Source organism: Saprospira grandis DSM 2844, assembly GCF_000275825.1.
Lineage (GTDB): Bacteria > Bacteroidota > Bacteroidia > Chitinophagales > Saprospiraceae > Saprospira > Saprospira grandis_A.
The window spans coordinates 2,985,891-3,003,771 of record NZ_JH719942.1 but is presented as its reverse complement, the minus strand read 5'-3'; the positions used below and the strand labels follow the sequence as shown (position 1 = coordinate 3,003,771).

Annotated in this window: 13 protein-coding genes; 7 read left to right on the top strand and 6 right to left on the bottom strand. The window is 46.0% G+C overall.

Annotated features, from left to right (window positions below; translation table 11 throughout):
* Nucleotides 1-213: 213 nt before the first annotated feature.
* Together SAPGRDRAFT_RS13650 and SAPGRDRAFT_RS13645 are read right to left on the bottom strand one after the other, a co-directional pair.
* Entirely contained in the window at nucleotides 214-2,625 is a 2,412-nt protein-coding gene (locus SAPGRDRAFT_RS13650; protein ID WP_037350858.1) for a ribonucleoside-diphosphate reductase subunit alpha, read from the bottom strand.
* A 241-nt stretch (nucleotides 2,626-2,866) separates the two neighbouring features.
* Nucleotides 2,867-3,838, bottom strand: coding sequence for a ribonucleotide-diphosphate reductase subunit beta (locus SAPGRDRAFT_RS13645; RefSeq protein WP_002659840.1), 972 nt, complete (start codon nucleotides 3,836-3,838; stop codon nucleotides 2,867-2,869).
* 637 nt (nucleotides 3,839-4,475) lie between these two features.
* On the opposite strand from SAPGRDRAFT_RS13645, the gene SAPGRDRAFT_RS13640 reads away from it, so the two are divergent.
* Nucleotides 4,476-6,140, top strand: a complete 1,665-nt coding sequence (locus SAPGRDRAFT_RS13640; RefSeq protein ID WP_002659838.1) for a S8 family peptidase — start codon at nucleotides 4,476-4,478, stop codon at nucleotides 6,138-6,140.
* 3 nt (nucleotides 6,141-6,143) lie between these two features.
* Nucleotides 6,144-7,334: a glycosyltransferase family 87 protein gene (locus SAPGRDRAFT_RS13635; protein ID WP_002659836.1), complete on the top strand. Its 1,191-nt coding sequence runs from the start codon at nucleotides 6,144-6,146 to the stop codon at nucleotides 7,332-7,334.
* A gap of 43 nt (nucleotides 7,335-7,377) precedes the next feature.
* Here the strand turns inward: SAPGRDRAFT_RS13635 and SAPGRDRAFT_RS13630 are convergent, their stop codons facing one another.
* From SAPGRDRAFT_RS13630 to SAPGRDRAFT_RS13620, 3 genes are read right to left on the bottom strand one after another with little or no spacing between them, the layout of a single operon-like run.
* Nucleotides 7,378-8,361, bottom strand: a complete 984-nt coding sequence (locus SAPGRDRAFT_RS13630) for a hypothetical protein (protein WP_002659834.1) — start codon at nucleotides 8,359-8,361, stop codon at nucleotides 7,378-7,380.
* A complete protein-coding gene (locus SAPGRDRAFT_RS13625) occupies nucleotides 8,348-9,070 on the bottom strand; it encodes an ABC transporter ATP-binding protein (RefSeq protein WP_002659832.1) in 723 nt (240 codons plus the stop codon). Before SAPGRDRAFT_RS13625 ends, SAPGRDRAFT_RS13630 begins: the two co-directional genes overlap by 14 nt.
* Nucleotides 9,063-9,554 (bottom strand): hypothetical protein, encoded by a 492-nt coding sequence (locus SAPGRDRAFT_RS13620; protein WP_002659831.1) that lies wholly within the window; start codon nucleotides 9,552-9,554, stop codon nucleotides 9,063-9,065. Before SAPGRDRAFT_RS13620 ends, SAPGRDRAFT_RS13625 begins: the two co-directional genes overlap by 8 nt.
* 320 nt (nucleotides 9,555-9,874) lie before the next feature.
* Between SAPGRDRAFT_RS13620 and SAPGRDRAFT_RS13615 the strand changes: the two genes are divergently transcribed.
* The 4 genes from SAPGRDRAFT_RS13615 (at nucleotide 9,875) to SAPGRDRAFT_RS13600 (ending at nucleotide 16,033) form a co-directional block, all read left to right on the top strand.
* Entirely contained in the window at nucleotides 9,875-10,072 is a 198-nt protein-coding gene (locus SAPGRDRAFT_RS13615) for an exodeoxyribonuclease VII small subunit (protein WP_002659829.1), read from the top strand.
* 61 nt (nucleotides 10,073-10,133) lie between these two features.
* The gene (locus SAPGRDRAFT_RS13610; protein ID WP_002659828.1) at nucleotides 10,134-10,688 is read left to right on the top strand and encodes a DUF1599 domain-containing protein; all 555 of its coding nucleotides are present in this window, start codon (nucleotides 10,134-10,136) and stop codon (nucleotides 10,686-10,688) included.
* A gap of 306 nt (nucleotides 10,689-10,994) precedes the next feature.
* Entirely contained in the window at nucleotides 10,995-12,689 is a 1,695-nt protein-coding gene (locus SAPGRDRAFT_RS13605; protein WP_002659826.1) for a MauE/DoxX family redox-associated membrane protein, read from the top strand.
* 143 nt (nucleotides 12,690-12,832) lie between these two features.
* A complete protein-coding gene (locus tag SAPGRDRAFT_RS13600) occupies nucleotides 12,833-16,033 on the top strand; it encodes a S41 family peptidase (RefSeq protein WP_002659825.1) in 3,201 nt (1,066 codons plus the stop codon).
* Between the two features lie 69 nt (nucleotides 16,034-16,102).
* Here SAPGRDRAFT_RS13600 and SAPGRDRAFT_RS13595 read toward each other — a convergent pair whose 3' ends face one another.
* Nucleotides 16,103-16,519, bottom strand: a complete 417-nt coding sequence (locus tag SAPGRDRAFT_RS13595) for a hypothetical protein (RefSeq protein WP_002659823.1) — start codon at nucleotides 16,517-16,519, stop codon at nucleotides 16,103-16,105.
* Nucleotides 16,520-16,701: 182 nt separating this feature from the next.
* Between SAPGRDRAFT_RS13595 and SAPGRDRAFT_RS13590 the strand changes: the two genes are divergently transcribed.
* Entirely contained in the window at nucleotides 16,702-17,835 is a 1,134-nt protein-coding gene (locus SAPGRDRAFT_RS13590; protein ID WP_002659821.1) for a fatty acid desaturase family protein, read from the top strand.
* The last annotated feature ends 46 nt before the right edge of the window (nucleotides 17,836-17,881 follow it).

Sequence of the window (17,881 nt, the reverse complement as noted above, 5' to 3'; positions counted from 1 at the left end):
GGCAAAGCCGCCGCAGGCGAGCGAAGCGAAGCGGCTGAGGGATGGGCAGCAGGGGCGCGAAGCGCCAGACCCAGGCAGCTTTGCTGCCGCAGGGCCGAGCGAACAGCGAGCTGCGATACAGCCCGACCCGCCCAAAGGGCGGGGCAGCCCCAAAAAAAAAGCAGTTCCTCTCGAAAGAGCAACTGCTACAAACAAACTACTTAACTTTACATTTTAAGAGCCGCACATCAGGCAATCGTCGGGATTGTCGATGCTACAGGCTAGGCCTTCTTGGCTGTTGGCCTCCTCGATTTGGGCGGCGGTACGGCCAGCCAAAGCTTGATTGCTGCCACCATTTTGGCCCACAAATTTTTGTTGGTACTTGGCGCTGAGGGTAAACTTGATGGGATCTACCGCAGCTTTGGAACGGAGGTAATACATGCCCGTTTTCAGCCCACGTTTCCAGGCGTGGAAGTGCATAGAGGTCAGTTTGGCAAAGTTGGGGCTCTCGACGAAGAGGTTGAGGCTTTGCGACTGGCAGATAAAGGCGCCACGATCGGCGGACATATCGATAATGGCCCGTTGTTTAATTTCGTAGGCCGTTTTGTAGAGCTCCTTAATTTCTTGGGGGAGTCCCTCGATATTTTGGACCGAGCCATTGGCGGCGATCAACATCTCTTTGAGTTCTTGGGTCCAATATCCACGTTCAATCAGGTCTTTGAGTAGGTGTTTATTGACCACCACATACTCGCCAGAAAGGGTGCGGCGGCTATAAATATTAGAGGTGTAGGGCTCGAAACACTCGTTATTTCCGAGGATTTGAGAGGTAGAAGCCGTAGGCATAGGGGCTACGAGCAGGCTATTGCGCACCCCATGGGCCAAAACTTCTTGGCGGAGGGCTTCCCAATCCCAGCGGTCTGAGGGAGTGACATCCCAAAGGTCAAATTGGAATTTCCCTTGGCTAATGGGCGAACCTTCGTAGCTAGAATAAGCGCCTTCTTCCTTGGCCATTTGGCAAGATTCGCTCATGGCTGCAAAATAAATCGTCTCAAAAATATCGCGGTTGAGTTGTCGGGCTTCTTCGCTTTCAAAAGGCAGGCGGAGCAGGAGGAAGGCATCGGCTAGGCCCTGCACGCCAATGCCGACGGGGCGGTGGCGCATATTGCTATTTTTGGCCTCTTGGATGGGGTAATAATTGATGTCGATGACCTTATTGAGGTTGCGGGTAACAATTCGAGTGACCTCATAAAGGCGTTGGAAATCATATTGGCCATCTTCGGTTACAAACTTAGAAAGGGCGATAGAAGCTAGGTTACAGACGGCCACCTCATCGGGGCTACTGTACTCCATAATTTCGGTACAGAGGTTACTGGAGCGAATCACGCCCAAGTTTTTTTGATTCGATTTACGGTTTGCATGGTCCTTATACAACATATAAGGGGTCCCCGTTTCGATTTGAGATTCTAATATTTTCATCCAAAGTTCACGGGCTTTTATCGTTTGGCGGCCCTTACCCTCTGCTTCAAAGGCGAGGTAGCGCTGTTCAAACTCTTCGCCATAGCTATCATAGAGGCCGGGGCATTCATTGGGGCACATCAGGGTCCATTCGGCATCCTGCTCTACTCTTTGCATAAAGAGATCTGGAATCCAAAGGGCATAAAAGAGATCGCGGGCGCGTTGTTCTTCTTTACCGTGGTTCTTTTTGAGGTCCAAAAACTCAAAAACATCGGCATGCCAGGGTTCTAAATAAATGGCAAAAGCGCCTTTGCGTTTTCCGCCCCCTTGGTCCACATAACGGGCCGTATCATTATAGACGCGGAGCATAGGCACAATGCCGTTCGAGTTGCCGCCCGTGCCTTTGATATAGCTACCTTTGGCGCGGATATTATGGATACTCAGGCCAATTCCCCCCGCCGATTGCGAGATTTTGGCGCAGCGGCTAAGGGTTTCAAAAATGCCGGGAATAGAATCGTCGGTTATGCTGAGCAAAAAGCAAGAAGAGAGTTGCGGGCGGGGCGTTCCAGAGTTGAACAAGGTGGGCGTAGCATGGGTAAACCAGCGCTCAGACATCAGTTTATAGGTTTGCAAAGCCGCCTCGATATTTTCGCCATGAATGCCCAGAGCTGTGCGCATAATCATATACTGTGGCCGTTCGATAATCTTGCCATTGACCTTCATGAGGTAAGAGCGTTCTAGGGTTTTAAAGCCAAAGAAATCATAGTCATAATCGCGTTCGTGCACGATAGCGGCATCCAGTTGTTCGCTGTGTTTTTCCACCAAAGCCATAAAATCATCGGCGATCATTTGGGCATTTTCGCCAGTTTTGGGGTCAATATATTGGTGGAGGCGGCGCATGGTTTCGGTAAAAGAATTGGAGCTTCCCTTGTGTAGGTCCGAGACCGAAATTCTAGCGGCCAAGATCGCATAATCGGGATGTTCGGTGGCCATAGAGGCGGCGGTTTCTGCCGCTAGCTTGTCCAGCACCTCCGTAGAGACCCCATCGTAGAGGCCCAAAATGACCTTTTTAGAAATCTCAATCACATCGATATAGCGGTTGTCCAATCCGTCGCAGAGGTAATAAATCCGCCGCATAATTTTATCAAAGCTAACGTCCTCTTTGCGGCCATTTCGCTTGGTCACTTGCATCAATTGCATCATAATATATCTTGGCTTTGGCTAAAAAAGCGCTTAGTCGGTTCTGCCTAAGCGCTGATTAGTTTGTTTTTTAATATTTGTTGTTTTGGGGCCTCCCGCCTTCGGCGGGCGCTACGTTTCGCAGCTCGCTCTTCGCTCGGCCCTGCGGCAGCAAAGCTGCCTGGGTCTGGCCCTTCGGGCCACTGCTGCACATCGCTAGGCCAGCGGCTGCGCCGCTTGTTTTAGCGCTTGGCTAAAAATCCTCATCTAAAGAGAAGGTTTGTTTTTCTCTTTCGGCCATTACGCCAGCTTTTTGGTAATCGCCCACTCTTTTTTCAAAGAAGTTGGTTTTTCCTTGCAGCGAGATGAGTTCCATCCAGGGGAAGGGGTTGCTACTGCCATAGACCTTGGGTTGGCCCAAAGAAACGAGTAGGCGGTCGGCCACAAACTCAATATATTGCGACATCAGCTTAGCGTTCATCCCGATTAGGGAAACGGGCAGGGCATCGGTGACAAACTCTTGTTCTAGGCTAACGGCCTCGGTAATAATGCTGCGAAGTTCTTCGGAGGGAAGGGGATTTTCCAGCATAGAATAGAGCAGGCAGGCAAAATCGCAGTGCATACCTTCATCTCGGCTAATGAGCTCATTGGAAAAGGTAAGGCCGGGCATAATGCCTCTTTTCTTCAGCCAGTAAATCGAGCAGAAGCTACCTGAAAAGAAAATGCCTTCTACGGCGGCAAAAGCGATTAGGCGGTGGGCAAAAGAGGGGGCTTCTTCAATCCATTTGATGGCCCATTTGGCTTTGCGTTGGACGCAAGGCAGGGTTTGCATGGCATTAAACAGTTCATTTTTCTCGGCGCTATCTTGAATGTAGGTATCTATGAGGAGGCTGTAGGTTTCGGCGTGGATGTCTTCGATTTGAATTTGCGTAGCATAAAAAGATCGGGCTTCGGCGAGTTGGACATCTCGGTAGAAATTGAGGACCAGATTTTCGTTCACGATGCCATCGCTGGCGGCAAAAAAGGCCAAAACCTGTTTGATAAAGTGTTGTTCATTGGCCGAAAGCTTTTTCCAATCGTGCAGGTCGGCAGCTAGGTCAATTTCGTCGGTGGTCCAAAAACAGGCAAGAGCCTGTTTGCGCATTTCCCAAATGGCATCATGTTGAATGGGAAAAAGGACAAAACGCTGGTCATTTTCTTGGAGAATGGGTTCTATTACAGACATTTATTGGGCAATTTACTGAAAACGTTAAAACAAATTAGTGGAGACTCCTTAAGAGGTTTGGGCAAACCTCTTAAGGAGTTACAAAGTTCGGGAAAAAGCTTTTAATCTTCAAACCAACAAATTAGTGGATGGGCTGTAAGGCCGATAAACATTGAGTTATTTTATAAAAATAAGTTATTCCCATTTTGGGAACGGCATGTGAATATCTTTGTGCATAAGTCGCTCTAAGTTCGATAGCTGGCGGCTTTGAGCGGGCTTAAAAGTTGTGGTTGTACAGCGCAGTTGGAAACAAAAAAATTTAGTTAAACTGATTTGGTTTTAATCGTTAGCAACTATTAGTAAGCATAAAAAAAGGGCTTCTATCAGAGTAAGAAAGAGGGCCTTTAGGGGAGAAAAAGCAGGGCGATGGGCCAAAATTCTGCTCTGTTGTTTTTAAGCGGAGCGGGGGCATTTGGCTGAGGGATGGATAAGGGTGGCCGCAGGCCAGACCCAAGTTTTTTGGAGCGAAGCGAAAAAAACTGCAGGGCCGAGCAGAGCTGCGAGCCCTGACACAGCCCGACCCGCCCGCAGGGCGGGGCAGCCCCAAAAAATAGGTTTTTAAAACAGTTCCCTGTACCTTTGCGCAAAATGAAAAACCATGATACAAAAAAGCAGTCTTAGCCTTTTGTTCTTCATCTGCCTACTGGCTGGAGCAAAAGCCCAGAATTTTAGCCACAACCTTTATGCGGTTTTTTTTACCGACAAAGAAGAGAATCCCTATAGTGTTTTGCGGCCTTGGGAGTATCTTAGTCCTGCTGCATTGGAGCGGCGAGCGATTGGGGGAGTAGAAATTGACGAGCGAGATTTGCCGCTGAATCCGGAATATGTGCAAGCGGTATGCGCAGAAGGAGTGGAGTATTGGCTGGCCTCTAAATGGCTAAATTCCTTGGCTATTTATGTAGAAGATACGAGTAAATTGGCCGCAATTAGAGAGTTGACCTTTGTGCGGGACCTTATCCCCTTGGGTAAAAAGCGCCGTTTAGAAGAAGTAAAATGGCATAAGCATTTTAAGCCAGAAGAGTATAATAAAACGGATCATCCCTTGGGGTATTCGCTCAATCAGATTGCCATGTTGGGTGGGCATTTGCTACATGGGCTAAACATAAAGGGGCAGGGGCGTAAAGTGGCTATTTTTGATGGGGGCTTTTTGAATGTTTATCGTATGCCTGCCTTTGATAGTTTATTTGCCAACAACCAAATTTGGGGAACCCATGACTTTGTTCAGGGCGATGAATTTGTGTATGAGCAGAGCACGCATGGCACCAATGTACTTTCTTGTATGGCGGCCAATCTGCCCTATTTGATTCAGGGCACGGGGCCCAAGGCCAACTACTATCTCTTTAAGACCGAAGATGTGGGGGGAGAATTTAGGGTTGAGGAATTTAACTGGGCGGCGGCGGCAGAGCGGGCCGACAGTTTGGGGATTGAGATCATCAATTCTTCTTTGGGTTATACCTCTTTTAATGACAAAAGCATGAGTTATGCGTACAAAGATATGGATGGCAAAACGGCCCTATGTTCTCAGGCGGCGGATGTGGCTGTAGAAAAGGGGATTTTGGTTGTGAATAGTGCGGGGAATGAGGGCAATGGTCCATGGAAATACATTGGCGCCCCAGCCGATGCCCAAAATGTGCTTTCTATTGGGGCGGTTCGGCCCAATGGCAAAAAAGCGGGATTTAGTTCATTTGGGCCTACTGCTGACGGTCGCATCAAGCCCAATGTAGTGGCCCAAGGTCGAAGCACCAAAGTGGCGGGGCTCAATGGCTACTCGGTGAGTTCCACTGATGGCACCTCTTTTTCTTCTCCTGTTTTGGCGGGAATGGCGGCTAGTCTTTGGTCTGCTTTTCCAGAAAAAAACAACTGGGAAATTCGGCATGCGATTGAGTGGGCGGGGCAACAAGCCGAGGCCGACACGGCAATAGGTTTTGGGATTCCCAACCTTTTCACGGCCTACCTTTCTCTTTCTGAAACGGCTTTATTGCTGACGGAGGAAGGGATTTTGCAGCTTCGGGAGCGGCCATTGCAGGCCTCCAACAGTTTGCGTTTGGCTATTGGGCGGCCAGGAAGTATTTTTGAGCTGCGCTACTACAATAGTTTGGGCCAACTGCTTGCCGAGCAACGCCTAGAGATTGGAGAAGAGCAGTTAATTCGTTTCGATTTGCCGGCGGCACTACCAAGCGATGGAATTTATCATTTGGAGGTAGATATAGCTGATTATCGTTTTTATGAAACCTTGGGTTGCTTGCAGCCACAACAACCCTAAGTTATGAGCAAAGCAAATTTTTGGGAACGTTTACCCTTTTCGCCCAAGTTATGGCTTCTCTTTTATTTATTGATGGCCTTGGCGGTGAGTTTACAACTCTATTATTTGAGGGGAAATAGCGTTTTGCACGGTATTGAATCGACGCCTTACAACAACTATCTTATTTTCAAGCAGTCTTTTTGGCATTTATTGGAGCATAAAGATCTCTACGATTGGTATCCCAAAGAAACGGCGGACCTATTTAAATACAGTCCATTCTTTGCCCTTTTGATGGCACCTTGGGCCTTTTTGCCCACGCCCATTGGTTTGGCGCTCTGGAACATGCTCAATGTTGGCATTTTCTTTTGGGGCATTCGGCAAATTCGCTTGCCCAAGGGCAGCGCTCATTTTTTTATGGCCTTTGTTTTTATGGAGCTGGTGAGCAGTACTCAGAATAGCCAGACCAATGCCCTGATTGCGGGGCTTTTACTGGCGGGTTTGGCCCTTTTGCGTCGAGAACAGATTTTTTGGGCATTAGGAGCACTTTGGCTTACGGTTTATATCAAACTATTTGGCATTGTGGCGCTAATGCTCTTTTTCAGTACACCTAAGAAGGGAAAATTTATTATCTATTCGGTTTTCTGGGTGTTGTTTTACAGCCTCTCTCCTGCGCTTTATATGGGCCTAGATGAGCTTTGGTGGCAATATCAGAACTGGGGGCGGATGTTGGCGGAAGATCACGGCATTTCCTATGGGTTTTCTCTTATGGGCATTTTGCACAGTTGGTTTGGCTTTGGCGATGACATCAAAAAGCCTGTACTTTTGGTTGGGGTTTTATTGATGCTTCTGCCGCTTTTACGTTGGAAAAGTTTTTATCAGCCTCGTTTTGCGCCCCTTCTTTTAGCGGCCATTATGGTTTGGGTGATTATTTTCAATCATCGGGCAGAATCTGCTACCTTTATCATTGCTATTTCGGCAGCAGCGCTTTGGTATTTGCGCTCGGCTCTACCTAAAAAACTTCGGTTGAGTTTGCTGCTTTTTTGCTTTGTTTTCAGTTCGCTTTCGCCTACCGATATTTTTCCGGCCTTTATTCGCAATCAGTTTATTATTCCCTATTGCATCAAGGCCCTAGGGTTTGTAATCCTCTATGTTGTATTGCTCTATGAGCTGCTCTTTTTATTACCCAAAAACCAAGCAACTAATTCGCAAAATTAACAAAATGTAAAAGGCCCAGAACGCTTGTTCTGGGCCTTTTGTACTAAATGACTCTACCTTTGAGTATTATTTTTTTGGTCCTTAATTTAAGCAGGCCATCAAAGAGTGGATCAATAGACAAGAGATTATTTTCTGAGGTCTTTCGGGCCGTATACATATTTAGATCTAATTGCATATCGAGGCTTTTGCAAGCCTCTAGGGCCGCCCTAGGCAGCTCCAAATCATCCACCAAAAAGTCTGTACTTTTTTGCTGCATTTCTTTTTGGAGCAAGAGTAAATACTCCATATCCTCATCCCAATATTTTTGCATCTCGGCAGCTAGGGGAAGGCTAGGCTCATTATGTAGCAAAATGCTAAGGACCAATTCTTCTGGGCTTTCGTCTAATATTTTTTGGGCGCTAGCGGTCAATTTTAGTTTAAAGGAAAAAGCGGGCAGGCGGACCATATCGCCATTGCAGACAAATCGTTTTTCTAGGGGCAAACTTTTATCGGGCCCATTAGTTTGGTCCAAAATGGCCTCTTGATATTCTTCTAGGCCTTGTTCATTGACAAAGCGAAAGAGGAAGCGGTCTTTTCCTTTAGCCCAAACAAAAGGACGGTCCTCCTTAATTTGATCCTCTCGAATTTCAAAGCGGAAAGGCGTTTCCCAGCCTTTTTTCCAAGAGACAATCTGAAAATGGTTAATCGAGGAATTATCTTCATAATTGGGCAGATAGGCCAATTCTTCTCCCCCATCCCCATCCAAATCGCCTAGGTTTTTCCAGAGCAACAACTCCTTGGCCGGGCCCTCTAGGGGCAAGTCAAAACGTTGCCCACTAACGGTTTCCCAATACAGCCCCTCTTGATTGGCATAGAGAGCCAACTTTTCTTTTTGGCCATCTCCATTGAGGTCAATTTCTAATAGCCTTTTGGGCGTTTCTATACTTCGGAGATGATGGGCCATTTTTTGGTCTAGCTGAGGTTGGGGCGGAGCGCTTTGGCAAGCATAAGCAAGACAAAGGATAAGCAGTAGACTAAGTTTTTGCATGATATGGGGAGGTTTGTTCAAAAATTTCTTCTATTTTTTGGCTAGCAGCTTGAGGAGCTAGAGACAGCAGACCCCGATTTTCCAAAAGCAGGATATGGTCCGCAAAGGCTTCGGCTAGAGCGAGCTCATGGCTCACTAGGATAATCAATTTCTTTTGGGCCAAAGTCTTCAATCGTTGAAAGCTTTGTTTTTTATTGATAAAATCAAGATGTGCCGATATTTCATCTAACAATAAGATGGGAGTATCTTGGACCAAAACACGGGCCAAGCCGAGCAATTGCTTTTCGCCATCGCTACACTGCCCTACTTTTGCCTGGGCCAATTCTTCAATTTGGAGCGCTTGCATGACCTCCTCAATTCGCTGCCGGTCTTTTTGGCCCAACAGGCCATGCCAAGCCAAATAAGGGTGTCGGCCAAGGCTCACATACTCCTCCCCCCGCATAAAAGCAGTCGTAGTTTGCTTCGTCTGCAAAAGGGCCAGTTCTTGGGCAAAATCGCTGCGCTTCCAGGCCGAATAGGGCTTATTTTGCAAAAAAAGTTGCCCCGCTTGGGGCTGTTCCAATCCCGCCAAAAGGCGCAAAAAACTACTTTTTCCACTACCATTACGGCCCAAAATGACATAAAAGCCCTTCTCTTCAAACTGAAAATCGGGAAGCTTTAAAAGCGTTCTATCGCCATACTTCAATAGCAGGTTTTCACAACTAATCATCTAAAAATATAATTGATGTTAATACCTTAGACAGCTTTTCTTGAGCAAAAGCATTCATCTTTTCTTCTCGGCCCCAAAGGTACAACAAATAATGCTGCTCCCCTTTTTTCCAAGCCCAAGAACGAACCAACTCTAGGCGGTCCTCTCGCCAATGTCCTCTTTTTTCCCAAAGGCCAAAATCTCCCTGCAAACTATCCGCAGCCAAGCTGTCTAGCCCCACAAAATGATAATTCCAAACCGCTTTTTGAGCCAATTCCTCAGCCCTGAGCTCCTCGCTATACAGCAGTAACATATTTATATGCCCCCCAGGCGCCGTGTTCAAACTCCGCCAATAATCCGCCTGTTTTTCCAAACCACCCACAAACCAATTGTACGGAATTTTGTAGGCTATCTGAATGGGCTCCTGCCGCAATTGCATCCAAGATTGCCCATAAAGGGCCCAAGCCCAAAAAAAAAGTAACCCAACAAGTATAGTTTTTTGCATCCTCTTTATAATTTTATGCGCAAACAAATTAAGCATTTTTAAAATATATTTGAGGCGATCACAACAAGGGAAGCTAAAGAGCGATTCCTTTTTCCTCAAAAAACTGCGAGCTCTATTTTTTTCCTCTTATTTTGGGGCTTCCCCGCCTGCGGGCGGGTCGGGCTGTGTCGCAGCTCGCAAGTCTGCTCGGCCCTTCGCCGCTTTCAGCGGCTCGGTCTGGCCTGACGGCCACTGCTATCCATCCCTAAGCCGTTTGGGGCCAAGGCCCCAGGGCCATCCGGCCCAAAACAGCCGCCTCATCTACTAAATATCAATAGAATATGGACCAACAAGCCACTCCCCCCTCCTATGAAGCCGCCCTACTAGAGCTTCAGCAAATCTTAGAAGCCATTGAGGGCCAACTCCCTCTAGAAGAACTCAATGCCAAAAGCCGACGTGCGCAATTCTTACTCCAATATTGCCAGCAACGACTCCGCCATATTGAAGAAGAGCAAAATAATATTTATGAAGAGGACTAAAAGCAGCTTTTTGCTCTTCTCTTCGTTCTTTATTTAATTAACTAAACTTATAGTTGTAACTTTGGAAAAGCCAAGCACCCTCCAACAATACGCCCATGAATTGGCCCAATCTAAGGCCTTATTTATTAAGAAGCAGCGAGATTATGGCTCGGCCTGGCGGATTTTGCGGCCCAGTTCTTTAACCGACCAATTATATATTAAGGCCAAGCGGATTCGCTCTATAGAGGAAAAGCAAAGCCAAAAGGTAGATGAATCTATTGCGGATGAGTATTTGGCCCTAGTCAATTATAGCTTGATGGCCCTTATTCAGTTGGAGTTGCCTTTGGCTGCTGGGCTTTATCTGCCTAGCGAGCAAGTGGAGGCCCTTTATCAGAAGCAGGCCGAAATTTGCCAGGAGCTAATGTTGCGCAAAAACCATGATTATGGCGAAGCTTGGCGAGATATGCGCCTTAGTTCTTTGACGGACCTCATTTTGATGAAGCTTTTGCGGACCAAAGAAATTGAGGACCACAAAGAGCAGCTTTTGGTTTCGGAGGGTTTGGCCGCCAACTATCAGGATATTGCCAATTATGCGCTCTTTGCTTTGATTCGGTTGCGCGAAAAAGAGGCCAAGTAGTTTGGCCCAAAAAGCAAGGCCTTTAGGCCGCCGCTTTACGGCCTAGCGATGGTAGGCAGTGCGGCGAAAGCCGCAGACCAAGGCCGTTAGGCCGAAGGGCCGAGCGAATAGCGAGCTGCCGAACGTAGCGCCGCAAGGCCGCAGGCCGCAGCGGAGGCCCCAAAACAGCAGCGAGCTGCCGAAACGACAACAAGGACTTTAGTCCGCAGTTCGACGACCGAAGGGAGTAACCGCCGCATTTTAACCACTAGCGGAGGCCCCAAAACAGCAGAAGAACAATCATTTTATATCAATCTGTTTATCATTATGACCGTATATACACTTTTTCTTTACATTGGCATTGTGGCCTTAGTACTGACCTTTAGTTTGGGCTTGGGGCTATCAAAAAAGCGGGAATTTGTGCGGACGCATCTGCCGCTTTGGTTTGTACAATATTTTGTGGGCGCCCTGCTTGTTTTTTCGGGGGCTGTAAAAGTGGTAGATCCATTGGGGACCGCTTATAAAATGGCCGATTACTTTACGCTTTTGCTGCCTGTATTGTCCTTTATGAAGCCATTTGTGGTACCTTTTGGTCTACTGATGATTGTCTTGGAGGTAGTACTTGGCATCAACTTAATTTTGGGCCATGGAAAAAAAATAACCACGAGTTTAAGTTTTTTGATGATGCTCTTTTTCACCTTTCTAACGGGCTACAACTACCTAACGAGCTACATTCCGCAGGATGTTTCGCCATTTGCGACGGAGCAGTGGGTGGCCTTTAATGCGAATAACATTCGGGTGAGTGATTGTGGTTGTTTTGGCGACTTTATGAAGCTTTTGCCAATTGAGACCTTTGGGAAGGACATCATTTTGACCTTCATGACGATTTTTCTTTATATCAAGACCGAGAACTTGCAATATGTGATTCCGGAGCGGGGCAAAGGGCGTTTGATTAGCACTTCTTTTTGGACGGTAGCGATAACGGTGGCTAGTTTATTCAACTTTTACTTTGGCTTGCCTTGGATAGATTTTCGACCTTTTGCAGAAGGGCGCAACATAGTGATTGAGCGAGAAGTTTGTGCTTTGGACCAGCCCGAAATATTGCTTACTTATACCTATAAGAACAAAAATACGGGAGAAGAGGTCAAGGTTAATAACAAGCAGATGTCTGAAGAGACCGAAAAATACAGCTACCTTTGGAAGACCAAAGATGCCGATGGCAAGAAGATTTGGGCGACCCAAAATGACAAAACGGAGGAAGAAGTATTGAAAAAGGGCTGCGACTCTAAAGTGGCTGAAATGGATGCTTCTAAGCAGCATAGTTTTGCTAGTCAGGGCTATAGTTTTTTGGTTGTTGCCGATGATTTGAGCAAATCTTCAAAGGAAGGATTTAGAAAAATTGCGGCCTTGAGTTTGGCGGCAGAAAAGCAGCAGGGCATCCCCACGCATGCGCTTTATTACTACATTGAGGATGCGGATGCCGATGGCGATTACAGTGATGATTTGGAGGCTTTTCGGCAGGAGTTAGGCACTGCCTTTGATTTTACGCAGGGCGATGAAAAGTTGGTTAAGACTATTATTCGTTCTAGTCCGGGGCTTTTGCTTTTGCATAATGGGACGATAGTTAAGAAATGGCATCATCGTCAGTTGCCTGGCAGCTTTGAGGAATTGGCCGAGGCTTATATTGAGGAGTCTACAGTAGATTTAGAGTTAGAATTAGACATCCAGGATTATATGCCAGAAAGTACTCATCATGCTTTCTTTTGTTCTGTGGCCAAGCTAAGCAAGGGTGATTTTGGGCAAAAAGAGCTTGATCTCGTTATTTTGGATGGCAATGATGCCTTATTGCGGCCCTTAATTGATGAGAATACGGATTTGGGGGTTACGGAGCGTAAACTGAAAGTGAAGTTGAGTAAAAAACCGCAATTGGTGCCCAGCAACCCCAACTTAAAATGGGTTCCCAATGGCATTTTGGACCAAAAGGGGCAAGCTTGGGAAATTGTTAGTATTGAATTGAAGTAGAACTTTTTATTTATAAGATGCATCCCTCTAGGCCTTAGGCTTAGGGGGATTTTTTTTGCTTCTTGGTCGAAAAAAGGAAGCAAAGCGCTAGCCATTTAGTTTATTCTTTATGGAAGAAATTCGTCACTAACAAAAAACAAACTGTGAAACAGCTATTACTTTCGGCAGTACTCCTGCTATTGGTCCAGCTAAGTTGGGCCCAGGACCGCATTTTACTGCGTCAGCCCAGTCTTAGTCCAGATGGGCAAGAATTACTTTTCTCTTATCAGGGAGACATTTGGCGGATGAAACTGCCAGAGGGGCAGCCTAGGCGATTGACCGTTCATCAAGCCTATGACAGCAAGGCGATTTGGTCGGCAGACGGGCAGCAAATCGCCTTTCAATCAGACAGAGATGGCAACAGCAACATTTACGTCATGCCAGCTCAGGGAGGTCGTCCCAAGCAGCTCAGCTATTACTCAGGCAACGACCAACTACTGGGATGGAAAGACGAGCAAACACTTTTATTTGCTAGTCGTCGGGCCTACATCAAGATAGAGCGCAGCTATGGAATTTATGAAATTCCGGTTAGTGGGGGGCAGCCTCAGCGCATTTTAAATAGTGATGCGGTAGACGCACAAATGTCGCCTAATAAAGAGCAGTTATTATTAGTTCGGGGAAGCTGTAGAACGGCTAGGGAGGACTATCGTGGGCCAGCGAACAGAGACCTTTGGACCTACAATATCAAAGCTGATAAATTTGAGCAAATTACGGACTTTAAAGGCAATGATTTTAATGGGCAATGGGTAGATAGGCAGCGAATCTGTTACCTATCAGCTCAATCTGGTCGTTATAACATTTACCTCAAGGACTTGATCAAGGGAGAAGAAAAAGCCCTAACCCAAGAAAAGAAAATGGGCATATTAAACTTTGCGCTTAGTCAGGACGGGCAATATATCGTCTATCAGCAAGCTGACCGTATCTTTTGGGGCAAGACAGAAGGTAAAAAGCAAGAAATCAAGGTAGACATTGCCAGTGATTATCGTTTTGACCCCTTTATAGAGAAAAGCTATAGTCATTTAGACAACTACAGTCTTTCTCCTACGGCCAAGCGTATTGCCTACGAAGTACATGGCGATATATTTATTGGCGCACAGCATAAGCAACTAAAAGAGGGGCGTACTCTAGCGCAGGGACCTAGTCGACAGAGAGCCCCCTTATTTCTCAATGAACAAACCCTACTTTACCGTAGTGATGAGGCTGGGAAATATGCCCTTTATAAGGTATCTTCTAAAGACAGTACAGCAACCGACCTCTACCGCAGTCTTAAGCTCAAGAACAGTCTCATTCAAGAATTTCCCTTAGACCTCAGTCAGTACTGGCTTTCTCCAGATCGGAAACAGCTAGCCTATTTACTTGGGCGGGGACAGCTATGGGTGGCTCAAATAGACAGTCTGGGTCAGTTATCGAATAATAAAAAGCTACTAGATGGTTGGGCCAGTCCTACTGGTCTAAGTTGGTCTCCGGACAGTTACTGGCTAGCCTATTCTTTAGAGGATCTCAACTTTAATGAGGAAATCTTTATTCATGCGGCCAATGATTCTATTCCGCCGGTTAATGTGAGCATGCACCCCCGCAACGACCGCAATCCAGTATGGAGCCCAGACGGCAGCAAATTAGCCTTTAGCTCGGACCGCAACAATGGGGATAGTGATATTTGGTTTATTTGGTTAAAAAAAGAGGACTATCTGCGCCAGACCACCGAATGGAAAGCACTTGAAATCTGGGCCGAAGAAAAAAAGCCTAGTAAAAAGGATAAAAAAGAAGCGATTAAGGTAAAGATTGACTTTGATCAGCTCTATGCTCGTAGCCAGCAAGTAACGGCGATGCCTGGCCGAGAGTCGGGTATTTGCTGGAGCCCTGACAGCAAAACTATTTTTTATCTGAGCAGTTCGAACAGCAGCAGAAACTTTGAGAAAGACCGTGCGCTTTATTCAGTACGTTGGGATGGGAAAGAGAACAAAGCCCTTATTTCGGCTAGTCAAACCCCCTATAATTTACAGCTTTCTGAAGATGGGAAACTACTGTTTAGCCAACTCAACAGGGGGCAGCTGGCCTATATTCAGCTCTCCAACAAAAAGCTCAATAACTTAAGCTTTCGCTCTAACCTAAAAATTGATTATGCTGGGGAGTTAGCTCAAATATTTGAAGAGGGTTGGCGGGCCTTAGAGGCTGGCTTTTATGATCCTCAGTTTCATGGGTACAACTGGAAGCAGCTAAAAAAAACCTATCGTCCACTTTGCTTAAAGGCCTCTACCAAAGAAGACTTTCAATGGATGTATAACTTGATGCTAGGACAATTGGATGCTAGTCATATGGGACTATATGGTGGCGATAACCCCAAAAAACTAGCTCGAAAAAAGAGTGGTTTATTGGGGGTAGAGCTTTGGCAAGATGGAAAAGCAGGAGCTAAAATTCGTTCGGTGCTTGAAGGAAGTCCAGCTAGCCGGGCAGAAAGTCAAATCTTAGCCAATGAGCGTATTATTGCCGTTAATGGAGAAAAAATTAAACCCCAAGACAACCTCTATGCTTTTTTGGAAGGAACGGCCAGTAAACCAACCTTATTAGCCGTAAAAAGTGAGGCTGGAGACATTCGCGAACTTGTTATTTGGCCAAGCCCCTCACTTAATAAGCAGCGCTATGAAGCTTGGGTAAAAGAGCGTAAAATACTCACCGATAAATACTCCAAAGGAGAATTGGGCTATATTCACATTAAAGCAATGGGTTGGAGTAGCTTTGAACGCTTTGAACAAGAACTAATGGCTGCCGGAGATGGGAAAAAGGGAATTGTCATTGATGTTCGCTATAATGGTGGCGGTTGGACAACCGACTACCTTATGGCCGTACTCTCTGTTCGCCAACATGCCTACACCGTCCCAAGAGGAGCAGCCAAAAACCTCAAAAAGGAACACAAAGCCTTTAGTAACTACTATCCCTATAGTGAGCGCTTGCCCCTAGCGGCTTGGACCAAAGGGAGTATTGCCCTTTGCAATGAAAGCAGCTACTCTAATGCCGAAATTTTTTCTCATGCCTACAAAAACCTAGGTTTGGGGACCCTAGTTGGCCAACCCACTTTTGGCGCTGTTATTTCTACCGGAGGCTATGGCCTGCAAGATGGGTCTTATGTCCGTATGCCTTTTAGGGCTTGGTACAGCAAAGCTAAAGATGAAAATATGGAACGCATTCCTGCTATGCCAGATATTTTAGTTCGACTGGCCCCAGATTATCAAGCTAAACAAGAAGACCAACAACTACAAAAAGCTGTAGAAGTACTCTTAAAAGAGCTTAATGCAGATAAAAAATAAGGACTTTAGTCTATTCAACAACAAAGCCATCTCTTTTAGAGATGGCTTTGTTGTTTTTGGCCCCAGGGCTTAACTACCTTTTAGATCTGGGTCTTGCTTTTTAACTGCGGCCGCATGCACCCAGCCCAGATACCCTAGTGCTGTTTTCACTCGATAAAAAGGAGCATAATATTTTTTTCCTCTTAATTTAACTGTCACACTATCAGCAGAAACCTCTCCCATAAAATAGAGCTCGCTACCTTCTGGCAAATGGCGCAAAACCTTGGCCTCTAGCTGCTGATGTTCTCGGAGTCGGAGATTTTGCACCTCTACACGAAGCAAGTCACCTCGCTTCAACCCATTGTTTATCTTTTGCTTATTCTCTACAACAGATAAAGAAGCATTTTCTTCTAAGGGGCTAATTAAGGCTGTTTTTTCTGTATCTTGCTGGCAAGAGGTACAACTAAAGACAGTGAACAGCAGGATATAAATTAAAGCATTTGGCATATATTCAGTCTTAATTCAAATCACATAATCGGCTTAAATATAGAAAAAGCACTTTATTTCTTAAAAGTTTTCACTACTTCTTTGGGGGTTGTCCCTTTTTTATACATCCATAAACAAAGGCGCAAGCTTGCGCCCTTTATCCTTTTGAACTGGCACCGAAAAGGGCCAAAAGAAACATATTTATGCCAAAAACCATTCGTTTTAGCCTAGCTGATCAGGCTAAGTTTTTTCCTACCCTACGCAAAAGGGTCAATCAGCACTTCCGTAGCCAAAACATTGACCGTAATGCAGATAGCCGCATGTACCTCAAGTCAGCGGTTATGCTAGGGCTATACTTTATTCCCTTTGCCGTTATTCTCCTCAACATCCTGCCCCTTTGGGCGGTCATGATCGCCTATATTGTTATGGGCATTGGCCTTGTTGGCATTGGGATGAATATCATGCATGATGCCAACCATGGCGCTTACTCCAAAAACCCTACAGTCAATGCTATTTTTGGCTATACCGTCAACTTAGTTGGTGGAAATGCCTTTACCTGGAAGGTGCAGCACAATATGATGCACCACACCTATACCAATATCTACGGCTTCGATGAAGATATTGAAGATAAACCCTTTTTACGCCTCTCTCCCAACGGAAAGCTCAAGAGCTATCAGCGTTTTCAGCACCTTTATGCACCTATTCTCTATGGTCTAGCTACTGTTTCTTGGATTTTATGGAAGGATTTTGTAGCCCTAAAGGGCTATAGCCAAGACGGTAAAACTGCCGCCATGGGAAGTACCCACAGCAAAGAGTTCTGGATCCTGCTCAGTACTAAAATTGGTTATTGGGCCATCTTTTTTGCCCTTCCTATTGTCCTCACTAGCTATGCTTGGGGCTATTTGCTACTCGGCTTTTTTATGATGCACATGACCGCTAGCCTAATCATGACTTTGGTCTTTCAGGTGGCTCATGTCGTAGAACTCACCGACCATTTTCAACCCGATGAGCAAAATGAAGTGGAAAACGTTTGGGCCATGCACCAGCTGGCTACCACCTCTAATTTTGCCCGCCAAAATAAAGCCCTCTCTTGGTTTTTGGGCGGACTAAACTTTCAGGTAGAACACCACCTTTTTCCCAATATCTGCCATGTGCACTACCCCGAGGTAGCCAAAATTGTAAAAGCAACCGCCGAGGAGTTTGGCGTGCCCTATTATGAGTTTAAAACCTTTGGCGGCGCAATCAGCTCTCATTTTAAAAGCCTAAAAGCCTTGGGCAACAATGAGCTGCAGGCCATAGAACTCCCCAAAAAATCTGAAGCCGCTGTCATCAAGTAAAATCTATCACCTACAACAATACAAAAGGCCTTCTCGCTAAGCAGAG

Bases quoted from the DNA above. Each gene is read 5' to 3' on its own strand.
- SAPGRDRAFT_RS13650 (WP_037350858.1), bottom strand. From the start codon at position 2,625: ATGCAAGTGACCAAGCGAAATGGCCGCAAAGAGGACGTTAGCTTTGAT.
- SAPGRDRAFT_RS13620 (WP_002659831.1), bottom strand. From the start codon at position 9,554: ATGCAAAAAACTATACTTGTTGGGTTACTTTTTTTTTGGGCTTGGGCC.
- SAPGRDRAFT_RS13635 (WP_002659836.1), top strand. From the start codon at position 6,144: ATGAGCAAAGCAAATTTTTGGGAACGTTTACCCTTTTCGCCCAAGTTA.
- SAPGRDRAFT_RS13605 (WP_002659826.1), top strand. From the start codon at position 10,995: ATGACCGTATATACACTTTTTCTTTACATTGGCATTGTGGCCTTAGTA.
- SAPGRDRAFT_RS13590 (WP_002659821.1), top strand. From the start codon at position 16,702: ATGCCAAAAACCATTCGTTTTAGCCTAGCTGATCAGGCTAAGTTTTTT.
- SAPGRDRAFT_RS13595 (WP_002659823.1), bottom strand. From the start codon at position 16,519: ATGCCAAATGCTTTAATTTATATCCTGCTGTTCACTGTCTTTAGTTGT.
- SAPGRDRAFT_RS13640 (WP_002659838.1), top strand. From the start codon at position 4,476: ATGATACAAAAAAGCAGTCTTAGCCTTTTGTTCTTCATCTGCCTACTG.
- SAPGRDRAFT_RS13645 (WP_002659840.1), bottom strand. From the start codon at position 3,838: ATGTCTGTAATAGAACCCATTCTCCAAGAAAATGACCAGCGTTTTGTC.
- SAPGRDRAFT_RS13630 (WP_002659834.1), bottom strand. From the start codon at position 8,361: ATGCAAAAACTTAGTCTACTGCTTATCCTTTGTCTTGCTTATGCTTGC.
- SAPGRDRAFT_RS13615 (WP_002659829.1), top strand. From the start codon at position 9,875: ATGGACCAACAAGCCACTCCCCCCTCCTATGAAGCCGCCCTACTAGAG.
- SAPGRDRAFT_RS13625 (WP_002659832.1), bottom strand. From the start codon at position 9,070: ATGATTAGTTGTGAAAACCTGCTATTGAAGTATGGCGATAGAACGCTT.